The organism is Muricoprocola aceti (assembly GCF_025567005.1).
Classification (GTDB): Bacteria; Bacillota; Clostridia; order Lachnospirales; family Lachnospiraceae; genus Marvinbryantia; species Marvinbryantia aceti.
In genome coordinates this window covers 266,920-292,876 of sequence record NZ_JAOQKE010000002.1, presented here as the reverse complement: position 1 = coordinate 292,876, position 25,957 = coordinate 266,920, and the positions used below count along the sequence as shown (strand labels likewise).

The window sequence follows — 25,957 nt, the reverse complement described above, 5'->3', positions numbered from 1 at the left end:
TATGTTATCCTTTTACAGCCCCCATTGCCAGACCCTGAACAAACTGTTTTTGCGCAAGCAGTACCAGAATCAATACCGGAATCAGTGTAATCACAGAAGTAGCTGCCATAGGTCCCCATTCCAGCCCACGGTCAGTAATAAATCCCGCAATAACCACCGGAAGGGTCTTGGATTTGTTAATGCTGAGGATAACCGCAAACAGAAATTCATTCCATGCTCCGATAAAAGCAAGAATACCTGCCGCTACTAATCCTGGTTTTGTCACCGGAAATACTACCTTAAAAAACTTCTGTAGAAAAGTTGCTCCGTCAATCTTAGCCGACTCTTCCATTTCCAGAGGCACCTGTTCGAAAAATCCCATCATCAGCCATATAACCAATGGCAGATTAAAGCTGGTATTCATAATGATCAGAGCAGTTCTGGTATCAATCAGATGTAGATTTCTCATAACCAGATAAATCGGGATTGCTGTTGCAATAGCCGGGTACATTTTCTGAACCATGAACCACAGACCAAATGCCCCACGGACTGTCTTGTGGAAACGTCCTCTGGCAACAGAGTAGGCTGCCATAGAACCAAATACCAATGAAATTGCTGTAGATACCGCTGCCACAATAAATGAGTTAATGAACTGATTTAACAGTCCATTCATCTGCAATACCTGTTGGAAACTTTCCAAAGTGAAACGATGTGGAAAAATCACTGGCGGATTTGCCAAATAATCTGCCTTCACTTTAAACGAACTTGTTACCAGCCAGTATAACGGAAAGATAATGGCAATCATGGTGATGGCAACAATGATAACACGGGCAGGGCGTCCCGCAAAATTTCCAATAACGTCATCCATAACGGAGACTTCTTTTTCTTTCTTCTTTCTCATGCTACCTTCTCCTCCACAAATTTTCTCAGTTTCAGGAATATTAACGTAACGACTGTCATAATCAAAACGAACATAACGGCCAGTGCTGCGGTATAACCTGCGTCAAAGAATTTCAATCCTTGTTTGTAAATATAGTTTGGAAGCATCTCTGTTGCTGTTCCTGGCCCACCATTTGTCATAGTGTATACTGTATCAAATACTTTAAATGCATCCACAAACCGAAGCATGGTGATGATAACCAGTAATGGGCTAATCATCGGAAGAACAATTTTTGCAAAAATCTGTGAATTCTTCGCTCCGTCAATACGTGCCGCCTCAAAACAGTCTGCCGGAAGTGCTTTCAGACCAGCAGCACCAATAATCGCTACCCATGGTACCAACTGCCACACATTAACAAATATTACTGCCGGCATAGCATACTTAGGATTGCTTAACCAGTTGATACTTGGAATTCCAAGAAAACTTAACAGATAATTAATGATACCTGTGGTTCCATCCAACATCATTCTCCATGTAGTACCAATAGCAACCGGAGCCATAATCATAGGAATCAGAAGAATCGTGGTACAGATCTTAGCCCAGAGCATATCTGAACATAGTACCATAGCCACAATAATACCAATCACCAGTTCCAGCGCCACAGAAATTACTGCAAAAAGTACCGTGTTCCCAGTGCTGACCGCAAGGGTTTTATCAGTAAACATCTTGATGTAATTTCCCAGTCCATTGAATATCGGAACAGCATTCGGTAAATTAATCTTATATTTGAAAAAACTTAAATATACAGAATATAACAGCGGTAATAATGCCGTCACACCTAAAAAGATCATGGTTGGCAACATAAACAGCCAGGACCATACCGTCTCATTACGGTGTTTCATTTTAGGTGCCCCATTTGCTTTATTTTGTGCTTTCATGTTTATGGCTCACTTTCTGAACAGAGTATTTCTTTTTTCTTTTAATTAGGGCTTACCCACCATTTTGTGAGTAAGCCCTGTATTGAGACATTCTACTTCATTATCTGTTGTAGTTCTTTACGCCTTCTTCAGGTGGAGCTGCTTCCAGAGCTTCCTCGATACCTGCCTGCATATCTGCAATAGTGGTTTCCAGATCTTCCTGTCCGGATAGATAAGAACCAACTACTGTATTCAGCATGCTGTCAACCTGTGTAGAAGCCGGGATTCTCCACCACATATTTGCGGTGTCAAGAGCTTCACGTACCTGATCCATATAGGTTCCTTTGATACCATCCTGCTCCCAGAACTCTTTTCTAGGAGAAAGAATTCCATAGTTCTCATAGAACTCATTCTGCTTGTCCATACTTGTGTACATCTTAATCCATTCCCAGGCCAGTTCCTGATTCTTGGAGAATGCAGGAATAGAGCAATCCCATGCACTCAAAAGTGTTGTACCTGTCTGGTCATATGGGATCGTAGATAATGCCCACTTACCAACAACCTTAGACTGTTCTGGATCATCTGCTGCCTGTGTCAAACCTAATGTTGGCCATGTCTCACATACTGCTGCGCTACCATCCAGGAATGCCTGAATTGACTGATCAGTTCCCCAGTTCAGCCAGTTCGGATCACAGTATTCCTGAACTGCCATCAGATGTTCCAGCGCATTTCTCGTTGCTTCAGAATCAATGGTCACGTTCCAGTCTTCATCAGCCCAGGCACCGCCCATGGACCAAAGTACATAATCAAATACACCGCCCAGCTGTCCGGCAATACCGGAAATAGAATCACCGTAAACTCCATTGTCTGGATCATTTACAGATGCAAGCTGCTCTCTGAAACCTTCCCATGTATCAGCAAGCCCATCCGGCAGAAGGTCTGTTCTGTATGCGAAAAGCTGTGGTGTACTGGCATTTGGAATACCATAGTAATGTCCCTGCCATTCTCCACTGTTCGCCAGTACATTGTCAATGTACTCTGACATATCAAATCCATCTTTGTCGATGTTCTCCTGAAGATCTGTCAGATATGGAGCAAATTCTCCATCCCACTGGCTTGCTACATCGATCACATCATATGTACCCGCCTGGCTGGTCAAATCCAGCAAAATCTTTTCATGCAATTCAGAATACGGCATATCGATCACTTCTACCGTTGCTCCTGTTGCCTCCTCAAATTCATCTACCATGGAGTTCGCAGCATCCGCATAGACACCTGACATATACAATACGGTAAGCTTCTGGCCTTCAAATGGTTTCTCTGCAGATGCATCATCAGCAAATGCAAAGGTGCCAAGTGAAGCAATCATGGTTGTACAAAGTAACGCACTGACAAATTTTTTTCTCATTCCTTTTTCCTCCTTCTTGATATGGAAAAATTTTTTTTCGATATCTGGATTATGCCCCATTCTGTTTATATTGTCAATACTTTTTTACCATTAGCGCACCATTTTTGATAGATTTTCACAATAAGACTAATTTGTTTTATGCATTTTTACTTTCTGTATTTCATGTTTTCTGAAAATAATTTTCATTTTCTCTTTACTTTTCTGGAATATATTTTTCGCATTTTCCGTTTTTGAAAAAAATTTCTTTTTCTATTGTTTTTTTACTCTAAAATAAATACAATAGAGACAGGGATTTATCTTTCCAAATTGATTTAAGGAGATTTTTATTATGAACGCACCGAATCTTACCACTGTTATCACCTCAAAATATGATGAAATGACAAATGCTGAAAAAAAGGTTGCGGATTTTGTTTTGAGTTCTCCACAGATTGCATTAAACTCAACGATTACTGACATGGCAAAATTATGCAAGGTGGGGGAAACCAGTGTCTTTCGCTTCTGCAAAACGCTCAATTTCAATGGTTATCAGGAATTTCGTATTTCTCTGGCTCTGAATAATACTGCTTCCATTGGAACAGATGTGTCTGACCTTCCTCATAATGAAGAGGATCTGGCTCATCAGGTCATGTCCATCTACCGTGCTGCAATTCAGAAAACCTATAGCTCTCTGGATTACTCAGCCATTGACAAAGCCGTAAATATCCTGTTGCATGCAGACTTTATTTATTTTTTCGGAGCCGGCGGTTCTGCACTTTCCGCTGAAGAAACACATCTGAAATTTTCAAAAATTATACCAAATGTTGGATTTGATGCTGATTTGCACCAGCAGCTGACAAAAGCCAGTCTGGTGAAAGAAGGGTATGTATCTGTGATTTATAGTAATTCTGGCATAACCAAAGATGCCATTACTATTGCGAAGTTATCTCATATGCGAGGCGCAAAAGTAATTTTTATTACCGAATTTTCAGAGACACCAGCAGCTGAATACAGTGATGTCGTACTGCTCAGTGGCGCTGCTGAGGGTCCTTTTGCAGGTGGCTCCATTACCGCCAAAACTTCTCAGCTCTTTATGATGGATCTACTGTATGCCAAGGTTTATCAAGCTATGGGCACAGATGCTGAAAATAACAAAAAGCTGACTTCCAGAGTCATTGCAGACAAGATGCTGTGATCTGGTTTCATAAATCTCCCCCGGATGAATTCATCCGGGGGTCTCATATCTACCATTTTACAGAAGGGTTCCCACTCTGTAGAAGGTTTCCCACGGAACATTCCGTGGCACAAATGCAAAGTCCTCTTTCGGTATTTCCCGCACAGTTCCGTCGTGCTCAATCATCAGCAGCCGGTCTGCCAGTGACAGGGAATCAGACAGATTCAGGGAGATGTCCACTACGGTAATTCCCCTGTCCAGAAGCATCTCCAGCAGCTTCCAGATATGAATCCGGTGGGCCAGGTCAGCTCCTTTGAATGGTTTAATACAATATACAATCTGGGGATTCTGAAGCATCACACGGCTGTAAATTAACTGGTATTTCTGTTTCTCACTAAGATCTTCCACCTTCATATCAAAAACTTCTTCCCCCAGAAGACTCTCATATTCTCTGCGGATACTTCCCCGTATGCTGCTAGTTTTCCAGATGTTTCCCATTCTTCTGGAAAGAGACATGCACAGGTTATCCATATAGCTGAGTCCGTGAAAAATCATGCTGACCGTAGGAGATTCCTGAATAACCGCCGCTTTTTCATCTTTTACTGTATCTGTCTGTAATTTTTCAATTATCTCCTGAAGAATCATATTCTCATGGATCTGAACAGCCAGATATTCCCCTCGGTAAATAGGAAATTCCAGTTTTTTGCCCATAGTTTCACTGAAAGAACGCCAGGTGGTATATATCTCCTGTGTCTTTTCCTCGCGTTCTCTTTTTTCCAGATGGAAACGCACCATCTGGTTGTATTCCATATTATAATGGTTGTAATCGTAGACCTCCCATGCCTGGTTCTTCATCATTTCCTTGGGGATCACTTTCCAGATCCGTCCGTTAGTCAGAAACGCTATCCTGTCACAGAAGTTGTTCTCTTCCTCAAAATGAGGACTGATGTACAGAAAGGAGAATCCTTTCTCTGCATAATGATGCAGGATCTGGTGAAGATATTCCAGTTCCCGGTCACTGATCAAGGCACCGATCTCCTCCAGCACAATCAGATGATTGCCCGCCACCACAGAGCGAAGCAGTTCCACAATGACACGCTGAAATACCGTCAGACTCTCTACTTTTGTCTCCGCTGTCATCTCCATGCCGATCTCTTTTAAAAAAGGCTGAAGCTGTCGGTTCAACAGTTCCTCGTGAATGACTTCCTGGCGGAATCCCTGTCTCAGAACAAATACATTGTCTGCAATCGTCATAGATTCTACCAGGGAACTCTGAGCCTGAATCACTCCGATCCGGTTATGAGTTCCGGATGATTCTTTCCAGGAATTGACCTGCTCCCCATTATAATAGATATAACCGTCATACAACGGCAGATTCACCTGCAGAAGCTTCAAGAGAGCAGCCATACCCTGCCCGTTAAATGGCAGCATACCCATGATCTCTCCCTCATAGATCTGCAGATTAAAATCCTCCAGCCTGGTCATATCCGCTTCTTTGTAGATAACCCGCTCCATTCGCAAAATTTCTTTTCTCATGACAGTACACTCCGGTTCTTCACATCCCGGTCATTTGCCGTGATCGGAATGGTAATCTCCACATCTGTTCCCCTCTGCTGTACCGAATAAACATGCATGCCATATTCATCCCCAAAGATCAGATGGATGCGGTTATTCACATTAACCAGTGCGATTCCGCCCTTTTTCTCATCCGGGGAACCGAAGGAATCATTTCCCCTCCCCAGCTTCCGGTTCAGGGCTGCCAGCGTCTCCTCATCCATTCCCACACCATCGTCGGAGATACAGATAATCAGACGATCCTGGGTGCAGGCGAAACGAATATACAGATTGCCCGCTCCGATCTTCAGTTCCGTTCCATGAATAATACTGTTCTCTAATATGGGCTGCAGGGTCAGCTTCGGAATCCGGCAGTTCATGATCTTCTCATATTCTTTTGGATCGTATTCAATATGCAGATTCAGCCGGTCTCCAAATCGATACTTCTGAATGCCAAAATAAGTCTCACAGTTATCCAGTTCTTCCTCTACTGATACCAGATTTTCTACTTTTGTGATGGTATACCGGAAAAACTTCGCAAGCGCTTCAGTCATATCTGCCACCCCATCCAGCCCGGCAATCAGAGCCTCTCCACGGATGCTTTCCAACGTGTTATATAAAAAATGTGGATTAATCTGATTCTGCAGTGCCAGATACTGTGCCTGCCGTTTATTCAGATCCATCATCTGCGGAGAATGCAGAAAATGCTCCATGAACTTCATCTCTTCGGCAGTCGTCGGGGTCAGCAACGCTGCCCGCGCCCCATCTCCTGCCATAACCATATAACCTTCCAGAAAACGCTCCATGGTCTTTTCTGCCTGCTGATATGGTCTGCTGATCCAGAATACTGCTGCTATCAGATATCCAATCAGAACTGCCGCCGTCAGAAGCACGTTCCAAATCGGTCCCTGCCCCTGAAAAAACAGGACTGCCTGTGTCACCGTCAGTATAACCAGAAGTGCCAGCACTGCCATTCCCATCCACCAGATTCTGCCGGAAATATAACGAATATTTCTTCTTTCTTTCATAGCAAGTATTCTCCTGATCAGCCGTATAATTTCCGGTAGGTAGATGGTTTCACTTCGGTAGACTTTTCAAAGGTCTGGGTAAAATGCTTCAGATCGTTGTAACCCACTTTTTTACAGATCTCCACCACCGGAAGATTGGTCTCACGTAAAAGGATCTTCGCCTGTTCCATCCGCACATTGATCAGATATCTGGCAAAACCTTCCCCTTCTGTTTTCTTAAATAATACGCTGAAATAAGTCGGACTTAAGCCTACTTCGCTGCTGACCTCTTCCAGAGTAATCGGCTCCCCATAATGATTCTGAATGTATTCTTTTGCCCGGCGGATCGGACGCACTCTGTCATTTTCTCGCTTTTCTTCTATCTCACGAATATATTTCTTCTGGAATTCCCGCAAAGCAGCAAAGAGTTTTTCCACACTTGCGCACTGCTCACACTGTCTGCGAAAAGCTTCCAAACATTCGGTGCGGTTGGCGATCTGTATGCACGCTGTAAAGACATCTGCTGCGCTGTATACAAGATCCAGGATATCGCAGCCCCGTGGATTCCTTTCCTCACTGACCTTTTTCTGCAGATAAACAGCCGATTCATCCGCAAGATCTGTACTCATCACTTCCACGGCATGAGTGATCTCACGAATATATTTGTCCAGCAGCCGTTCTCCCTGCAGGGAAGAATAGTTCTCCTGCTGCTCCAGAATCCGACCGCTGCCCTTTACCAGCCTCTGGCAGATCAGCCTGGACAACTCCGGTCCTGCATCTTCCAGTTCTTCTGCTCTTCTCACGGCTTTTCCCAGTGCCATGGAAAACTCTACCGATTTGAAAATGGCCTTCTGCAGTTCCATCTGCGCCAGCGCATTCTTCAAAATCCTGCGCACATCTTCCTGCTGCCTGCTTTCATAATTCAACAAACCGATACAGTAAAATCCCTGACATTCCATAATCGGATCCAGCCCTTTTTCCAGAAGGTTCCGGTCCAGAATCTCCAGTGCCTTTTCCATCAGAACAGATACAGAGGAAGTACCAAGTGCCTCTTCCTCGCAATCCATCTTCAGGCAGAATGGCTGAAGCAGCCCGACTTTCAGCGTAATTCCATACTGATTCTGCAGAATCTCTTCTGTCAGGGATACCTGTTCCCCGTTTAAAAGCTGTGTCAGCAGCTTGCTGCGCATATAATCTTCATTCTTCTGCGCCTTCTGGATCAGGACCTGCTTGTCCCGCTCAAATTCCTGACGCTGACCGATCTTACTCTTCAGCTTCTCCAGCGTTTCCGTCAGCTCTGCCTTGTTAATGGGCTTTAACAGATAGTGGCCTACACCAAACCGGATGGCCTGCTGCGCATATTCAAAATGAGCATAGCCGCTGATGATAATAATCTCCACCTCCGGGCAGGCTTCCTTTACTTTCTCAATTAATTCCAGACCTGACAATCCGGGCATACGGATGTCTGTGATCAGGATATCCGGACACACCTTCTGTACCACATCAAATGCTTCGATCCCGTTGTGTGCCATCCCTGCGATCTCCATTCCCAGACGGTCCCAGTTTATTAATGCCTGAATCAGCTGGCAGATTCGTTCCTCATCGTCTGCAATAACAACTTTCAAATTTCCCATCTTCTCTTCCCCAAAAACATTTATATTTATATTGTCTCATACTTTCGCTTTTCGGTCAATTTTCTGTAACCGAAAAAACCGCCGCAGGATGCGACGGTTTTTCTCAGAGTTATTCTATGCGAGGTTTATTTGCTTTCTTTTGTCAGTACGGATACACCGGTATCTGTTACTTCGCCGCCAAGGTCTTCGCCGTTGATTGCCTGGATCGCTGCTTTTACGCCTTCGTATCCCATAATGTCTGGATTCTGAGCCATAGTTGCATACAGATATCCGTCATCGATCAGGTTCAGGATTGCATCAGATTTATCAAAACCAACACCGACGATTGCATCGTTTCCGGAAGCTTTAATGGCATTGCCGGCACCTGTTGTGGATCCTTCATTACAACCGAAGATACCAACAACACCCTGTGTAATGTAGTTTTCTGCGATACTCTGAGATTTTGCTGCATCACCTTCGCCGTACTGTGTTTCCATCAGTTCGAAGTCAGATCCGTCAAATGCTGCACGGAAGCCTTCTTCTCTTTTTACACAGGAGTCTGTTGCTGCGTTTACATTGATGATACCGATCTTACCGGATGTAACGCCTGCATCTTCCAGAGCTTTGATCATTTCTTCGCCGGCTGTCTGGCCTGCTGCCTTGTTATCTGTGGAGAATGTAGCAGATCCTTCTACGTTTGCAGGGGAGTCAACGTATACAATCTTAACTCCGCCGTCTACTGCTTCCTGTAATGCAGATGAAATTGCATCCGGTCCGTTTGCTGCTACCATGATGGCACCGTAGCCGCCTGCTACTGCGTTATTTACACATTCGATCTGCTGTGCATCGTCCTTGGTATTTGGGGACATGAAGTCTACGGTTACACCAAATTCTTCAGCTGCTTTCTGTGCACCTTCATTCAATGTGATCCAGTGCTGGTCGATGGAGTCCATAGTGATCAGAGCAATTTTTTCATCTCCGGTTGCCTTTACTTCGTCGTCTGCCATTGCCATAGTTCCCATTGAGAATACCATTGTTGCTGCGCAGATAGCTGCTAATAATTTCTTTTTCATTTTTAAAACCCTCCTAAAAAATATAATTTGTTTTATTTACTATCCGCAACCCATATTTTGCGGCTTAGTTCATATCTGGTCTGAATTGTACGAAACAATCCATATGGCATCTTTTTGCCTCATTATTTACTACTTTCTTTTTCCAAATTTTCCGTTACGTACGACTACGTCCAGAAGAACGGCTACTACTACGATGACACCGATGACTACTCGCTGAATACCTACCTGTGCACCGATCATGTTCAGACCATTTTCCAGTGTCTGCCATACAGCTGCACCTGCCAGAGTTCCAAGAAGAATACCGGTTCCTCCAAGTGGTGATACACCACCGATAACGCCGGCTGCCACACCGTACATTTCATACATGTTTCCTGCTTCCATATTTCCCATACCGGCCTGTGCACAGAGGATCAAACCTACCAGGCAGGAACAGGTTGCACTGATCAGATATGTCTTGATGGTAGTTGCCACTACGTCTACACCTGACAGTTTTGCTGCGTCTACGTTTGAACCGATTGCGTAAATATGACGTCCGGTTCTTGTTTTGGACAGTACAAAGAAGAAAATAATGAATACGATCATTGCAATCCAGAAGGTATTGTATACACCAAGTGTTTTTCCATAGTAGAAAAAGTTCTGGAACTTGTCTGCTGCTTCTTTTCCGATACCGGTTGCAATGGCATCGGTATTACGGTTACCGTTTACCATGTAGGCAATACCTCTTGCCACGAACATGGTTCCCAAAGTTGCGATGAATGGCGGAAGCTTGAACTTTCCTACCAGATATCCGTTGACTACACCGATCACCAGACAACACAGTAGTGAAATCAGTATGGCAAGCAGCGGATTCATACCTGTAGTCATCAGGGTTGCTGAGATCATGGCACTCATACCAACCATTGAACCAATGGACAGGTCGATGTTTCCTGTGATCAATACGTAGCTCTGTGCAATACCGATGAGCAGATATTTGGACATGGAACGAAGTAAGTTCAGAATATTCTGTCCGGAAAATACTGCTGAATTAATCAAACCGAATGCGATATAGATAATGACCAGACCTACAAAGGCGGTCAGGGCTGCGCCCATTCCCCGGATTGCCAGTAATTTCTTTACCGGGTTCTGCTGTTTGTTGTTCATTTTTCTTCCCCTCCACTAACTCACTATTTTCTTGTTTTCAAAGGATGTTGCCATGGTCAGAATTTCGTTCTGAGTTGTATCCTGCGCCATTACTTCACCGGTAATACGGCCGTCACACATAACGATGATCCGGTCTGCGATTCCCATGACTTCCGGCATTTCGGAAGATACGAACATGACTGCTATTCCCTGTTTTTTCAGTTCATTCATCAGATTGTAGATCTCCACCTTGGCTCCGACATCGATTCCTCTGGTCGGCTCATCAAAGATGACCACTCTGGAATTTCTTGCCAGCCATTTTCCAACTACTACTTTCTGCTGATTACCACCGGATAAGTTACCGGAGTCGATTTCTACGTTCGGTGTCTTAATGCGGAGGTTCTGTATTGCCTCTTCACACAGTTTATCTTCTTTGCCACTGCTAATGACTCCAAGTCCGTTACAGATCATATCCAGATTCGGAAGTGCCAGGTTCTGACGGATACTCAGTTTGGTACACAGACCGTCTTTTTTCCTGTCTTCCGGTGCCAGTACCACACCGTGTTTGATAGCATCCATCGGACAGTTGATCTTGATTTCCTGTCCATCCAGCCAGATCTCTCCGCTGTCCTTCGGATCTGCTCCGAAGATTGCTCTTGTGGTTTCGGTTCTTCCCGCTCCCATCAGTCCTGCAAATCCAACGATCTCGCCTTCATATAAGGAGAAGTTGATGTCCTGCACCATTTTCCCTGCATTCAGATGCTTCACTTCAAAGACTTTTTTGCCCTTCTCGCAGGATACCCGCGGGAATTTTTCTTTGATCTCACGTCCAACCATGTTGGTAATAATCTGATCCATGGTCATATCCGCAAAATTGCCATTGGTGATGTACTGGCCATCTCTCATGATGGTAACACGATCAACGATCTCTGCCAGTTCTTCCAGTCTGTGGGATATGTATACAATTCCTCTTCCTTCCGCTTTTAATTTGCGGATAATGCGGAACAGGTCTTCGATCTCTTTTGCCGTCAGCGCGGATGTCGGTTCGTCCATGATCAGGATCTTGGCATTGATGGATAAGGCTTTTGCAATCTCAACCATCTGCTGCTTGGATACCGGCAGATCCCCAACGGTCTGATCTGGATTAATATCAATCTTCAGATCATCCAGTATCCGTTTCGCTTCCTGGCGCATCTTTCGATTGTCCAGTGTAAACTTGCCTGCCAGCTCTCTTCCCAGGAACATATTTTCCGCAACGGATAAGTGTCTGCACATGTTCAATTCCTGATGAATAATGGCTACTCCGACTTCCTGCGCCTGCTTCGGTGTCAGATCTCCATATTCCTTTCCGAATATCTCCATTGTACCATCATCTCTGGTATAGACGCCACTGAGGATTTTCATCAGTGTAGACTTACCTGCACCATTTTCTCCCAGAAGTGCCATAACCTCACCGGATCTCAGTTCGAAATGCACATCATCCAGTGCCTTCACACCCGGAAAGCTCTTACTTATATGGTTCATGGAAACTATGATTTCATTCATATGATTTCCCCCCGTTTTTTGTTTTCTTTTTCCTTATGTCAGTATGATAACGCAGTTTTCTTTTGTGCAACAGGATGGGAGATTTTTGCTTTAGAGTGGGTTTTTTATGCAGTTTGATGCCAGAATGAAAATACACCATAGAAAAAGCACAGCTTTCTGACTGATTTTGTCGAAAACTGTGCTTTTTTATTGGCATTTTATTCACTTTTTTCCATACTGTGCCACTGTAATTTCACCTTCTGAATCAAAATGGCATTCTTTTTAGCATTTAAGCGCATCCGATCGTAAGCAGAATATTCGCAAATGTTCTCTGTTCTCCTGTACTGATTGCCAGATAAACAGCATTTTCTTCCATACATGCATCATAGAATTCATATCTTCCCATTCCGGAAAGTTCCATTCCATTTAACTGGCTGCGGAATTCTTCAAAGATCTCAGGTTCTGGTCCTTCTTCCGGTACCATAACTTCAGCTTTTTCAACATTCACTACTGAAAGAATGGCCTCTAATACATCCGTTACTGTCGGTAATCCTCTTGTCAGACCAAGATATACTTTTCTGGCATTTCCGCTTTTTTCTGCCAGCGGATAATTCGCATCTGCAATCAGCACTTTGCTTCCATGCCCACAATACGCAAGTGCAGCTAAAATATCCGGATTAATTAACTTTGTTGTTGTCATATTTTTATACCTCTCCTTCTCTTAACTTTCCGAGGGCTCCATGTGGATGATGTTTTACATACTGTTCCGGTGTTACATTGCAGTCTGCCTGTAAAATCACCGTCAGCATCTGAAGGACTAACATTTCTGCTAAAATAGAGTTTCTTGGCGCACGGTTCAATGGACCGCCTTCTTTTTCAATATCCGCCAACAGACATACATCACTGTTTAATGCCAGTTTACTGGATGAATTACCTGTTACACCTATTACTTTACATCCATTATCAATTACACAGGCTATCGTTGCCATCAGTTCATCTGTGTTGCCACTGTTGGAGATTGCAATTACTACATCTCCTTCTACAAGCTGTCCGCTGGATCCATGTACCGCTTCCGTTCCGTGTAAGAAATAGGTCGGTGTTCCGGTAGATGCCATTAATGAAGATATATAGCCAGCTAAATGTCCCGGTTTACCAATTCCTGTTACATGAATCCGGCCACCATTTTTTACAGATTCCTGTATCAGCTCTGCCGCCTTGCCAAGTGCTTCTTTATCCACACTTTCGATTGTATATGTTACCTGTTCCTTCACAGCTTCCCCAAATACATCTAATGCTTTATTTCCCATTTCTGTCATTTCTGTAATTCCTCTACTTTCTCAATAATCGAAACATCCCTTCCTGCTGCTTTATGGAACTCTTTCGCCACTTTCAGGCTGGACAGCGATGGCTGCGCACCCATTTTGGAAACAGTAACTGCTGCAATCATATTGGCAAATGCCATAGCATCCCCATCATTCAATCCAGAACCTTTGGCAACACAGAATGCAGCTACAAATGAATCTCCTGCCGCTGTCGGATCCACAGCTTTAATATTTGGTACAGCCGGTTTAAATACTACATTTTCGCCGTCAATCGTCATCGCACCCGCATCTCCCAGCGTTAACAGTAGTTTCTGAAGATTTTTCTTTCGCATTGCCTCTTTTATTCCTTTTATTGCTTCTTCTGTCATCACCTGTCCTTCTTCACGAATAAAACAGTTCAGAAGTGCTGCTGCTTCTGTCTCATTTGGTGATAAGTAGGTGATATGGCTCATAAAATCTTCTGAAAGTGGAGCAATCGGTGCCGGATTTAACATAACCGGTACCCCCTTATCATATGCATATTTCGCAACCAGTTCATTTATCTCCATTGGTATTTCCAGCTGAAGCATCACCATGTCATATTCTCCGACAGCCTCTTTTAAGAATGCCACATCTTCCGGTGTAATTTTCATATTGGCACCAGGAATCACAATAATCCGATTATTCTGAAGCACACCATTTTTTGTCGTAAGTATAACATTTCCGATACCACTGCTGACATCCGGCTGTCTTCCTACAAAGTCTGTATTCACTCCTGCACTCTGCAGGGACTCAATCATCCTGTCTCCAAACGCATCTGTTCCTACTTTTCCAACCATGGTTACTTCTGCACCAAGAAGTGCAGCTTCCATTGCCTGATTTGCTCCTTTTCCTCCCGGGGCTGTTGTATATTGATATCCTAAAACAGTCTGACCAGATTCCGGAAAAATTTCAGTACTGGAAATGGTATCCATAACAAAACTTCCAACAACCAGGATTTTTACTTTTTTATTCATGCTCCATTCCTCTTTTTCTATAATCTTTTCAAGCTGCCATATTTTTTCTGTCAATTCTTCTCAGCATTTCTGATAAACGTGATCTCATTCTGTAAAAACGCTTTATTTATCTGAACAAAAAAACGGGCTGTCTCACTGGAGAAACAGTCCGTTTTGCTTGCTTACACAATGATTACGTATTTGCTGACTGACATAAAGCTTTACGATTCTTCAATATGGCTTCGCATACTGCATGGACACTGTGTTTCTCTTGATTTCTCACTTTTTCATGTTGCCAGTGCATACCTTATCATTTTTCCACGCAAGAATGTGTCTTTTTGAATCATCGCGATAAAACATTTCCCGTAGTACTTACCCTGAAGAAATTACAGATAACCTCCTGCATCCTTAACCGGAACACGAATGACATTATCCGTTTGACGCCGTACATAGATAGGAATATTACAATTTTTCCGTCGTGACAGAAGTATTTTTATTATGAATTTTCTCCATATCACTGGTAGTAATATTCAGATGATTTCTCATTTCATCCACAGCTCTCTTATAATCATGGTGACGGAAACAGTCTAATAATACTTCATGAGGCTCGATCGCATTTTTATATACATCACGGTCGGTAAAAGATTCTGAACGATATACCCGAAAAGCTTCCAAAAGCTGTCTGTTAATATTGATCAGAAGCTGATTTTTCGTTATTCCCACTATCGTTGTGTGAAATAATTCATCAAGCATAATCATCCGCACCATATCTTTGTTCTCATTTGCTTCTACAAAGGACTGATGGATTTCTTCTAGCTTCTTTATATCTTTTTCTGAAGCCTTCTTCACGGCTATACGGACTGCAAATGTCTCCATTGCCATACGAATATCCATAAAATCAGTAAACTGCGGATTCTCCACATCATACCACAAAGATGAGTCTTCTTTATGATTGGCAGCCACAAATGCACCTTTTCCCGGTTTATTCTCGACATACCCCAGTGCCTGCAATACTCTCAGTGCCTCTCTGACACTTGTTCTGCTTACTTTAAACATTTCACAGAGTTTTGCTTCTGCCGGCAGTTTTTCCCCAACTTTATATTCTTCTGCCTCAATCATTTTCTTAATATTATCAACCACTGCATCTGTTATTGAAATTCTTTGTATCTCTTTCATGCTTCCCCCTGTTATGTATTGTTCCTTTGGTACGACTGTTCGAAACATCTGTGTAATTCAGAAGAACTGAATGATCATATCATAGAAAACTTTCAAAATATGCATTGATTGAAGAAAATTAAAACACTGCATCCATATACTAGTTATCATCTTGGGTCATTAATAATTGGAATAATTTTCAGTCACGATGTCTGTCTGATATGAACTCTTACTGTTTCGAAATACACAGCAAGAACTTAAGAACTATGTATTCTATATACAACTATAATTAAAGCTTAATATATCATATAAATTTTTCAGACACAATCTTTTTCTCACAACATTTTTCGTCTATTGCAAATTATTCTTCAATGGTTGCTTAAAGTTTTCCGATCTCTTTCAGAATTGCAGTAGTTACTGCCATTTCTTCTTCTGTAGCAGGTGCAAGAGGACTTCTTGCCGGTCCAAGTTTAATTCCTGTTACCAGTTCAATTGCCGGTCTGAGAATTGAGTTCGGAAGAATTCTTCCATTCTGGCCGGTTGATTTGCACACTCTGTAAATCGGAACAAATAACTCTTTTGCTTTCTCATTTTCTCCATTTTCAAATGCCTTGAAAATCTCACGGATTTCGTGTCCGAAAATGTGAGCGCCACCACTTACCAGTCCCATAGCACCCTGAACGATCGTAGGCAGTAACATAATATCATCACCATTGAAAATAACGAAATCAGGATCTACATCCTTGGTTGCAAGGAAGAAATCTGTAACCTGTGTAGGATTAATTCCGGCTTCATCTTTGATACCAATGATATTGTCGATCGCTGCCAGTCTTGCAACTGTTTCCGGTTCCAGGTTTACACCTACGAAAATTGGGATATTGTAAAGAAGAATTTTGGTATCAGGGCAAGCCTCTGCAATTGCTTTGTAATGTCTGTAGATACCTTCCTGGGTTGGTTTGTTATAAAATGGAACTACGATCATGCACACTTCAATTCCAAGCTTTGCAGCTTCTTTTGTAAGTGCAATGGTCTCTTTGGTAGATGCACATCCTGTACCGGCGATTACCGGTTTTTTACCAGCTGCTGCTTTAACTGCGGTCTGCATCAGTTTTACTCTTTCATCAAATGTAAGGAGAGATGCTTCACCGGTAGTACCTGTTACGATAAAGGTATCACAAAGATCTTCTTTTGCCAGATAGTTGATCAGTTCTTCATATGTGTCATATTTTACTTCTTCATTTTCACCATATGGTGTAATTAATGGTAACAGAATCTGTCCGTATTTTTCTTTAAAAGTCATTTTTTTAACCCTCCGCTTATATATATAATTTTTTTATTTTATTTCTGTAAAAACTTTATTCCATAAATGCTGCTCTGATCTTTGCTTTCTCGTCGTCAGGCAGGTAAGTAATCGGACTTCTGCAGAGCCCCGGCTCGCGTCCAAGAACTTCTAACGCATATTTCAAACGAATTGGGAACTGATTGCCGCCAAGACACTGCCATTTGTTATATAAGGCATTCTGTATTGCAAAAGCTTTTTCCTTTTCGCCATTTTGCTGATAGTTGAACATGTCTACACATTCTTTCGGGAATACGGAAAGAATTGCGGAAATCGCACCGCTTGCTCCCAGTTCATAGCAGGTATACAGCATATCATCTGTAGCAGCATAAACATCGCCTTTATCACCAACTGCCATTTTCATTGCATACAATGCAGGAACACTTCCCACGCTTTGCTTTACACCTCGTACATACTCGGTTTCGTCTACCAGACGTTTAAACAGTCCAGGAAGAATGGTATTCTGAGGAATTACGTTGTAAATAATAATCGGAAGCTGCACTTCTTTTGATATGGTGCTGTAATAATCGAACATTCCCTGTTCATTCGGAACTAATACGTTATATGCCGGTGGTGTTACCATAATGGCATCTGCACCAGCCTCTTTTGCTGCCAGCCCGGCACGTACCGCATCTCTTGTACAGGTCCGCATAACACCACATACCAGACTCTGTTCTTCTTTCAGAAGTTTCTTTGCAACACCGATCAGTTCTACCAGTTCTTCATCCCGAAGTGTAGGTCCTTCTCCTGTACTGCCTCCAACACTGATACCATGCACTCCTGCGTCCAGACAAATCTTCATTTCTTTCTCTGCCAATTTCAGATTAATTGAACCATCCGGATCAAATGGAGTAACAATTGGCGGGATAATTCCCGCAATCTTTTTTGACATTCTTAATTGCCTCCTTTTCCTTTCCTTACGTTTTGTATGATTGTATGATGTGTTATAATCATACAATATTGTTTCTTTTTCGTCAATACTAAAAACTAATATTTCTCATCTTTTTTGATTCTCATGTACACCGTATGTCTGAACAGGTTCCTGCAGCCAAATGACATTTCCATTCTCGTTAAACGGAATCTCTTCAGGCTCACTCTCTATCGTCAGAGACGGATTCTTTTTTGCCTCCTCCACTAATGATTCAGAAATCCAGAAAGACTCTACATGAAGTGTATTCTTCATCCAAACCATTCTGTAATCCATAGTTCTGTCATTATCCATACAGGTCTGCAAAGCCATCTTAACTGCACATTCATCATTAGGCATTACAGGCGGAATTCTCATACTGCAAGGATCATGACTGGTAATTCCATTTGGGTAGGAGGTCACAAAATCCATTTTTTCAAAAAATCTCTGAGTCGTAATATCTGCTCCTCCAATTCCGCATCCGTTATGATGCGATTTTTCTGTAAGATCCAACACTACAATACGCTCAATAAATGGTTTCCAACGCCCAAGCATACTGGAACGTCCCGTAACATTCGGATCCATTCCTGCTCCACTCACGTCTTTTCCGATCTCATCCAGTACCAGAACATCCACTTTATCAAAAGGAATGCCCGGAACCAGCGCTTTCGCCTGGATCAGCAGTTTTTCTTCCTCTTCTTCAATCTTTTCACCTGCAATTGCCTGTATCTTATAGGTGCCATGAAAGGCATCCTCTACAATGGCAATACCAAATGGAATCTGTTTCTTTTCCAAAATTACTCTGGCGATCTCTGTTACATTTTCCGCCATCATAGGGAATCCCAGCGTATGGCATATGTTGGCACCATGCTGTTTTCCACAGCCGATCGTCAGCATCTTCATCAGACCACTCTCTATTTTCCCTCTGAAATCTGTATGTGGTTTCACTCTTCCAATCGGGATTACATAATCTGCCTCATCCGCATACTTATCAAAATGAACCTCCAGCCCCTTTGGACTCTTTCCAAGAATTACCGTATCCATAGAAGCTTTAACAGGTACGCCCATGGTTTCTTCTGTAACACCATAACCTGCCAGAATCTCTTTCTGTCCTTCTGCATTAGCCCCGCCGTGACTTCCCATTGCAGGAAAAATAAACGGTTCTGCCCCTTTTTCTTTCAGCAATTCGATCACACTGCGAAGAATAATATCAATATTACAGATTTCCCTGCTTCCGCAAGTCAGTGCAACCGTTTTTCCTTCCTCAATTCGATCCAGGAGATGCTGACTTTCCAGTGATTCTCTGATAATAGCAGGAATCTGGCTGGCACTCACCTCTCCGCGCTGAATGTGATACTTTACTTTTACCATTTTGGGAATTCTTGTTTCCTCTAACAACTTATCAAAAATCATTTTTCAGTACCTCTCTTGTATGGTTTACAGGAATCCCATGATACGTGGCAGGAACAGGCAGAATTCCGGTACATAAGTCAGCAGCAGTACCAATGCGAAGCCCATAAGTATGAACGGCATTGTGGATTTTACTACAGTCTCAAACTTCTCTTTTCCGACATTTGCAACTGCATACAATACTACACCTACAGGTGGTGTAATCAGTCCAACCGTTAAATTCAAAATTACAATCACTGCGAAATGCACTGGATGTACTCCCATAGTAGTTACCATAGGTGCCAGAATTGGGACAAACAGAAGAATCGCAGCTGATGTCTCCATCCACATTCCTACAATCAGGAAAATCAGGTTAATAATTAACAACATCACATATTTACTTTCCGTTACAGACATCATAAATGCTGTGAGCTGTGCCGGTATGTTTTCCACACCAATTGCCCATGCAAATACTGCGGACAAAGAGGTAATAATAAACAAATTCGCAGTGGTCTTTCCAGCTGCTTTTAAAGAACTGATGACCATCTCAAGTGTCAGATTATGAAATACAAAGATACCTACGATCAGTGCATACAAAACTGCTACTGCTGCCGCTTCTGTCGGAGTTACAATCCCTGCTGTAATGCCAATCAGAATAATCAGTGGCATTCCCATAGCGATCAGACCGCGCTTACGGATATCTTTCTTTTCTTCTTTTGTATATTCTTTTTCATGCATAGGGAACTTTTTGGAATTCAGCTTCACATATGCCATTTCACCAAAAGCAAGTAACAGTCCCGGAATCAGGCCTGCGTACAGCACTGCACCAACGGATAATGCCATTGTTCCTGCATAAAGAATTGCTACATTACTCGGTGGAATCAGCGGACTCTGAATAGAAGAAGCTGCTGTTACAGCACAGGAAAATCCTTTATCATAACCGTCTTCGTCCATAGCCTGGAGTTCTACTGCACCAAGACCTGCGATATCTGAAAGAGCTGCACCTGATATACTTCCAAAAATTGTACTTACCAGAATATTTACATAGGCCAAGCCGCCTCTCTTTTTTCCAAATCGGGTAATACGCACAAAGTCAAAAAGTTTTGAAGAAATCCCTGTCCGGATCATAATCTCAGCTGCCAGCATAAACAGCGGTAATGCCATCAATGTAAATGAATTAATACCTGAAAACATACGAATCGGAATTGCTGAAATATTGGCCGGATTCGTCATCAAAATGTAAATCACTGTTGTAATACCAATCGAAAATGCTATGGGAAAACCAATTAAAATGGTTCCAATCAGTAAAACGGTTGCAATACCAAATTCAAGCATTTTTAACACCTCCCGCTATATATGTGATAATCTGACAAATTCCCTGAATAATGCATAAGCAGGATCCAAGAATAATGGAGCACTGTGCATATAAAAGAGGGAATCCCATGGATGCACTTTTCTGGAAAAGACCGGTCTTCGGAAATACCTGCATAGATAAATATAATGCCAGACACCAAAATACCAGAATTGCCAATCGAATAATTATATTCAAAATATATCTGCCGATCCCCGGAAGCCGTGTGATAATAAAGTCAACCCCAACATTCGACCATTCTTTAATTCCCGTACTTGCTCCAAGGTATGCTATGTAAATCATCAAATATCTGGACAATTCTTCTGTCCAATTTGGATTTCTTACAGGTAAGAATCTCGTCGATACCTGAATTAAAACTATCACTGTCATTGCTGCCATTAAGATAATGCAGATAACCGTTATCGCTTTATCAATTGCAGAACTGATTTTTTTTATGACCTCCACGTTTATCCCTCCACTCTGAAAAAATAATTCTGCGGATCATCCAGACAGATCATCCGCAGATTTTATTCTCGCCTGTTAATATATATCCTTCAGGTTTCCTTTTACTTGAGACCTGCTTTTATCTCTTCTTCCTCAACAGCTCCTAACAATCCATCTACTACTTCTGGATCAATTTCAGTTTTCAGATATTCAATAACCGGTTCCTGTGATACTTTAAATGTTTCCAGTTCTTCTGCTGTAGGTGAATAAACCTGCACGCCTTCTTCTGACAAAGTATTGATTGCTATTGATTCTGCATAACGACAGGTGCCGCGTGCTGCGATAGAAGCTTCTTCTCCTGCAATAAGAACTTTTTTCTGTGTCTCTGCATCAAGGCTCTGATACCAGCTCTCACTGACTGTCAAAAATGCAAGTCCAAGAAGATGACCATCCAGTGTGCAATATTTCTGAACTTCATTCAAGGATGCACCAAGTGTAGTAACTGCTGAGTTTTCCTGTCCGTCTACCACACCAGTCTGTAATGCGCTGTACAGTTCAAGGAAAGCAACCGGTGTAGCAGATGCGCCAAGAGACTCTATCAGTTTCAAATATACCGGGCTGTCCATAACACGAATATTTAATCCTTCCATATCCGCTGCTGTTTTGATTTCCTTCTTGCTGTTTGTAAAGTGTCTGAATCCACCGTTGTCATATGATGCGATTACTCGTATTCCGGTTTCTTCTGCAATATCATTAAATAAATTCTGGCAAAATTCACCATCCAACACATCATAGGCTACCGTTACTTCAGAGAACAAATATGGAACCGTGAACGCCTGAATGTCCGGTGCAAATGCGGAAAGTGCGCCATCAGCCGGTGTGCTTCCCTGAAGAGTTCCGATTAACATCTGTTCCATAGTCGAAGCCGCATCACCGAGTGTTCCGTTTGGATATAATTCAACGCTGTACTCTCCATTTGTGCTTTTCTCAAATGCCCCTTTGAATGCCAGCATTGCTGCATAGGATGGGTGATAAATCTCCATATCACCAACTTTAAGTGTCGGTGCATCTGTAAATGCAATTTTTACTACATTGTCATCTGCCTGTGCTGAAGCGCCCAGCCCCACTGCTAACATTGTTACTGATACAAGAGTTGCGATCACACTTTTTCTTAATTTCATTTTCATACCCCTTTCGCTATACATTGTATTATTGTGTTATTGTATGATGTCCTACCCATGAACATACTTTAACAGTTATATTAAAATTAGTCAATAATTATTTTAAGTATTTTTCTTTTTTGGGACTTTTGCACAAATATAACTTTGTTTTTTCTACTTTCCAGATATATACCAAATCTGTACGCAAACAAAAAGGGAACTGATCCGAATACTTTCGAACTTCATCTCAGTATTCAGATCAGTCCCGTTTCAAAGGGTCACTTACATTTTAACAGCTACACTTCCACCAAATAGTCAGCAGCGCAGATTCCCAGTTTCTCACTGAGTTTTGTTATTTCATCATAGGTTGCATCATTAACAGATACACCTTCCTTTTTCACCTTTTCCATGTTTTCAAATTCTTTTTCACCATGTGTGTAAATACGATCGTGTCCCTCTGCTTTATCGGAATCACGAATCATCTGAAGGAATTCAGAAAGATGCTTAAAAATTTCTTCTTTATCTTCATTAAACATTGCAGGATCTATTGCCCAGAACATATGACAACATAATTCCTTTTCTTTCACCACACGAACACCTGAACTGGTCACACCTCCTGCAAAAATGCCTGTCATAATTTCCACTAACATAGACATACCATATCCTTTATGACCACTATGGAGCTCACCTGCACCGCCAATCGGAAGCAGACCGCCACGACCAGTGCCACGATTTGCCACAAAAACACCTGCATCTGTGTTTACAGCGCCGTTTTCATCCACTAGCCAGCCTTCCGGGCAAGGTTTTTTGTTTTTTGCATAAACTTCCATCTTTCCTGCTGTTACTACACTTGTAGACATATCCAGATGGAATGGATACGGTTTTGCCGGAACTGTAAATGCAATAGGATTTGTGCCAAGTATTGGTTTCTGACCAAATGTAGGAACTACCAATGCCTGTGTATTCGTCATAGACATACCTACAAGTCCCTCTTCGGCTGCCATCAGAGAGTAATATCCTGCTATTCCATAATGATTCGAATTTCTTACGACTGTAAAGCCCATGCCATGCTGTTTTGCTTTTTCGATAGCCAGTTTCATAGCTTTCACGCCTGCGATCTGTCCCATTCCATCATGAGCATCAATAACAGCACTCAATGGTGTTTCTCTTACAATTTCCGGTTTTGCGTCTACTTTAATTCTTCCAATACTGATTCCGAATGGATACAAAGTCATTCTCTGTACACCATGGGACTCTATCCCCATCAAATCTGCTTTCAATAAAACATCTGTAATGGTCTCTGCATCTTCTTCTGAATAGCCATATTTCATAAAAACCAGTTTGGACAATTCTCTCAGTTTCTCATAATTCATTTTTCTATATGCCATAATCTTTTCTACCTCATTTCTACTTAATAAAAGCTCACAAATTCAATCGCCAGATCTTTTCTACAACTGCAACAATGTATACAAAACTGGCAAGGTAATCATACTAAGTAACGTTGAAACAAGAATAAGCTGGGACGCAAATTCTGCATTAGCCCCATGTTCTTCCGCAAGCATCGCCGTAATCGTTCCGGCCGGTGTACCAGCCATTACAACGAGTACATTGCGCACCAATGGATCTAATTTTACCGCTGTAAAAAACAAATACATTACAGCCGGAATTCCTATTAACCGGATAGCACTGAAATAATATAATTTCCAGTCTAAAATACTTCTGGCCTTAACTCCTGCCAGGATAGAACCTATAATAAGCATTGCTATCGGCATTACACAGTTTCCCATACGATCCAGAACATCTACCATACATGAAGGCAGCGGAATCTTCAGTGCTCCAAGCAGAATCCCTGCAACTACTGCAAGAAAACAAGGATGCTTCAGAACGCTTTTTATTCCCTTTTTTCCATCCATTGATGTAAACTGAGCCAAGGCCACTGTCCAGGTAAAAATTGTAGACGGAATCATTGCCATAGATGCCAGCATCAAACCTTCTTGTCCAAATATTGCCTGAATGATTGGAAAACCCATAAACTGCGCATTACTGATAATTGTTGCATATTTCAGAATTCCCTGTTCATCTGACCGGATTTTTATATACAGGACTTTTCCGATTAACCAGCAAAAAGTCAGGTCTGCTGTAAATGCCAAAACCATCAAACCGCCTTTTCCAAGAAGATCCTGCGTCATATTTTTATAAAATGCGGAAACAACACTGCATGGAATCATCACATTAATAAAAATACTGACCAGGCATTCTCTGCCTTCTTTCGTAAACATGCCTCGTTTTGCACAGAAAAATCCAATTGCCAGCATAATAAACATCGTAAGCTGCAACTCAAACATCAGATTTCCGCTCATCAGATTCTTGCTACTCCTGTTCTTCTGGCAGCCTCAGCTACGGCTGCTGCCACTGTCTTTCCAACACGTGGGTCAAACGCCTTTGGTATAATATAATCCTCATTCAGTTCTTCATCAGAAATCAATCCGGCAAGAGCTCTTGCCGCTGCAATTTTCATTTCATCATTGATATCACTTGCCCGTACATCAAAAGCACCTCTGAATATACCAGGAAAAGCAAGAACATTATTAATCTGATTTGGATAATCACTTCTTCCTGTAGAACAAACCTTTGCTCCTCCTGCTTTCGCATCATCTGGGAATATTTCCGGTGTCGGATTGGCGCAGGCAAAAATAATCGAATCTTTATTCATTGTTTTTACCATCTCTGTGGTCACCATTCCAGGCGCGCTGACTCCGATAAATACATCTGCACCCGCTATAACATCTTTTAAGGCACCTTTTCGCTTATCCTTGTTTGTCCTTAATGCCATTTCATTTTTAATCGCATTCATACCTTCCTCGCGGCCTTCATAAATAGCGCCTTTTCTGTCGCAAAGCGTAATATCCTGAAATCCGTCGGATAAAAGCAATCTGGTAATTGAAATGGCAGCCGCGCCAGCACCATTAATAACAATACGAACATTCTCTTTTTTCTTTCCGACTACCTTTAATGCATTTGTCAGTCCTGCCAGAGTGATTACTGCAGTTCCATGCTGATCATCATGGAAAATAGGAATGTCGCACTTTTCTTTCAGTTTTTTTTCAATTTCAAAACATCTCGGTGCTGAAATATCTTCCAGATTCACACCGCCAAAGCTGCCTGATATTAAATATACTGTATTGACAAATTCATCTACATCTTTCGTCTTTACACACAGAGGAAATGCGTCTACATCACCAAAAGCTTTAAATAATACACATTTTCCTTCCATTACCGGCATACCTGCTTCCGGACCAATGTCTCCTAATCCTAATACAGCGCTTCCATCTGTCACAACAAGACACATATTATGTCGTCTGGTCAGTTCATAACTTTCGTCAATATTCTTCTGTATTTCGAGACACGCCTGTGCTACACCTGGGGTATAAGCCAGAGATAAGTCCTCCTTTGATGCTACAGGCACTCTGGAAATCACTTCAATTTTTCCCTTCCACTCTTTATGCAAGCGCAAGGATTCTTTTGCATAGTCCATATTTCAACCTCCAACACATTTTCATAATTGTATGATGTATACTCATCATACAATTATACAGTGTGTTTGTCAATTCACTTTCGGAGTAAATATTATACAAACTAAGAACACAAAAATTTGTATTTTTGCACAAAAAAACCATCCTTACGGATGGTTT

23 protein-coding genes are annotated in these 25,957 nt (G+C 42.1%); 1 reads left to right on the top strand and 22 read right to left on the bottom strand.

What is annotated here, in order from left to right:
• Positions 1–4: 4 nt before the first annotated feature.
• The 3 genes from OCV47_RS03525 to OCV47_RS03515 form a co-directional block, all read right to left on the bottom strand.
• Positions 5–880 (bottom strand): carbohydrate ABC transporter permease, encoded by an 876-nt coding sequence (locus OCV47_RS03525; protein WP_117448099.1) that lies wholly within the window; start codon positions 878–880, stop codon positions 5–7.
• On the bottom strand, positions 877–1,797 hold the full coding sequence (locus OCV47_RS03520; RefSeq protein ID WP_256298858.1) for a carbohydrate ABC transporter permease: 921 nt from the start codon (positions 1,795–1,797) through the stop codon (positions 877–879). Before OCV47_RS03520 ends, OCV47_RS03525 begins: the two co-directional genes overlap by 4 nt.
• 100 nt (positions 1,798–1,897) lie before the next feature.
• The gene (locus OCV47_RS03515; protein WP_117448098.1) at positions 1,898–3,184 is read right to left on the bottom strand and encodes an ABC transporter substrate-binding protein; all 1,287 of its coding nucleotides are present in this window, start codon (positions 3,182–3,184) and stop codon (positions 1,898–1,900) included.
• 328 nt (positions 3,185–3,512) lie between these two features.
• On the opposite strand from OCV47_RS03515, the gene OCV47_RS03510 reads away from it, so the two are divergent.
• Complete coding sequence (locus OCV47_RS03510; RefSeq protein ID WP_262653783.1) at positions 3,513–4,355, top strand: MurR/RpiR family transcriptional regulator; 843 nt, start codon at positions 3,513–3,515, stop codon at positions 4,353–4,355.
• Between the two features lie 57 nt (positions 4,356–4,412).
• Here the strand turns inward: OCV47_RS03510 and OCV47_RS03505 are convergent, their stop codons facing one another.
• From OCV47_RS03505 to OCV47_RS03415, 19 genes are all read right to left on the bottom strand, one after another.
• Complete coding sequence (locus OCV47_RS03505; protein WP_262653781.1) at positions 4,413–5,870, bottom strand: ATP-binding cassette domain-containing protein; 1,458 nt, start codon at positions 5,868–5,870, stop codon at positions 4,413–4,415.
• The gene (locus tag OCV47_RS03500) at positions 5,867–6,916 is read right to left on the bottom strand and encodes a sensor histidine kinase (RefSeq protein ID WP_262653779.1); all 1,050 of its coding nucleotides are present in this window, start codon (positions 6,914–6,916) and stop codon (positions 5,867–5,869) included. Before OCV47_RS03500 ends, OCV47_RS03505 begins: the two co-directional genes overlap by 4 nt.
• 17 nt (positions 6,917–6,933) lie before the next feature.
• On the bottom strand, positions 6,934–8,529 hold the full coding sequence (locus OCV47_RS03495) for a response regulator transcription factor (protein ID WP_262653777.1): 1,596 nt from the start codon (positions 8,527–8,529) through the stop codon (positions 6,934–6,936).
• Between the two features lie 125 nt (positions 8,530–8,654).
• A complete protein-coding gene (locus OCV47_RS03490) occupies positions 8,655–9,581 on the bottom strand; it encodes an ABC transporter substrate-binding protein (RefSeq protein WP_331481153.1) in 927 nt (308 codons plus the stop codon).
• 129 nt (positions 9,582–9,710) lie between these two features.
• Complete coding sequence (locus OCV47_RS03485; protein WP_262653775.1) at positions 9,711–10,721, bottom strand: ABC transporter permease; 1,011 nt, start codon at positions 10,719–10,721, stop codon at positions 9,711–9,713.
• Between the two features lie 15 nt (positions 10,722–10,736).
• Positions 10,737–12,245 carry a sugar ABC transporter ATP-binding protein gene (locus tag OCV47_RS03480; protein WP_262653774.1) on the bottom strand — a complete coding sequence of 503 codons (1,509 nt, stop codon included), beginning with the start codon at positions 12,243–12,245 and terminating at the stop codon, positions 10,737–10,739.
• A gap of 268 nt (positions 12,246–12,513) precedes the next feature.
• A complete protein-coding gene (locus OCV47_RS03475) occupies positions 12,514–12,924 on the bottom strand; it encodes an RbsD/FucU family protein (protein WP_262653772.1) in 411 nt (136 codons plus the stop codon).
• A 4-nt stretch (positions 12,925–12,928) separates the two neighbouring features.
• On the bottom strand, positions 12,929–13,540 hold the full coding sequence (locus tag OCV47_RS03470; RefSeq protein WP_331481151.1) for an SIS domain-containing protein: 612 nt from the start codon (positions 13,538–13,540) through the stop codon (positions 12,929–12,931).
• Positions 13,537–14,541 (bottom strand): ribokinase, encoded by a 1,005-nt coding sequence (locus OCV47_RS03465; RefSeq protein WP_262653771.1) that lies wholly within the window; start codon positions 14,539–14,541, stop codon positions 13,537–13,539. Before OCV47_RS03465 ends, OCV47_RS03470 begins: the two co-directional genes overlap by 4 nt.
• A 441-nt stretch (positions 14,542–14,982) precedes the next feature.
• On the bottom strand, positions 14,983–15,696 hold the full coding sequence (locus OCV47_RS03460; RefSeq protein WP_262653769.1) for a FadR/GntR family transcriptional regulator: 714 nt from the start codon (positions 15,694–15,696) through the stop codon (positions 14,983–14,985).
• A 358-nt stretch (positions 15,697–16,054) separates the two neighbouring features.
• Complete coding sequence (dapA, locus tag OCV47_RS03455; protein WP_262653767.1) at positions 16,055–16,975, bottom strand: 4-hydroxy-tetrahydrodipicolinate synthase; 921 nt, start codon at positions 16,973–16,975, stop codon at positions 16,055–16,057.
• Between the two features lie 55 nt (positions 16,976–17,030).
• Entirely contained in the window at positions 17,031–17,906 is an 876-nt protein-coding gene (locus OCV47_RS03450; protein WP_262653766.1) for a dihydrodipicolinate synthase family protein, read from the bottom strand.
• Positions 17,907–18,011: 105 nt separating this feature from the next.
• Positions 18,012–19,334 (bottom strand): nickel pincer cofactor-dependent isomerase, group 22, encoded by a 1,323-nt coding sequence (locus tag OCV47_RS03445; protein WP_262653764.1) that lies wholly within the window; start codon positions 19,332–19,334, stop codon positions 18,012–18,014.
• Between the two features lie 24 nt (positions 19,335–19,358).
• On the bottom strand, positions 19,359–20,645 hold the full coding sequence (locus OCV47_RS03440) for a TRAP transporter large permease (protein ID WP_262653761.1): 1,287 nt from the start codon (positions 20,643–20,645) through the stop codon (positions 19,359–19,361).
• The gene (locus tag OCV47_RS03435) at positions 20,638–21,126 is read right to left on the bottom strand and encodes a TRAP transporter small permease (RefSeq protein ID WP_262653759.1); all 489 of its coding nucleotides are present in this window, start codon (positions 21,124–21,126) and stop codon (positions 20,638–20,640) included. The genes OCV47_RS03440 and OCV47_RS03435 overlap by 8 nt, the downstream gene beginning before the upstream one ends.
• A gap of 101 nt (positions 21,127–21,227) precedes the next feature.
• Positions 21,228–22,286, bottom strand: a complete 1,059-nt coding sequence (gene dctP / locus OCV47_RS03430) for a TRAP transporter substrate-binding protein DctP (RefSeq protein ID WP_262653757.1) — start codon at positions 22,284–22,286, stop codon at positions 21,228–21,230.
• Positions 22,287–22,561: 275 nt separating this feature from the next.
• Entirely contained in the window at positions 22,562–23,653 is a 1,092-nt protein-coding gene (locus OCV47_RS03425; RefSeq protein ID WP_249309552.1) for an Ldh family oxidoreductase, read from the bottom strand.
• A 60-nt stretch (positions 23,654–23,713) separates the two neighbouring features.
• Positions 23,714–24,625, bottom strand: coding sequence for an AEC family transporter (locus OCV47_RS03420; protein ID WP_262653754.1), 912 nt, complete (start codon positions 24,623–24,625; stop codon positions 23,714–23,716).
• Positions 24,625–25,800, bottom strand: coding sequence for an NAD(P)-dependent malic enzyme (locus tag OCV47_RS03415; RefSeq protein ID WP_249309548.1), 1,176 nt, complete (start codon positions 25,798–25,800; stop codon positions 24,625–24,627). Before OCV47_RS03415 ends, OCV47_RS03420 begins: the two co-directional genes overlap by 1 nt.
• Between the last annotated feature and the right edge of the window lie 157 nt (positions 25,801–25,957).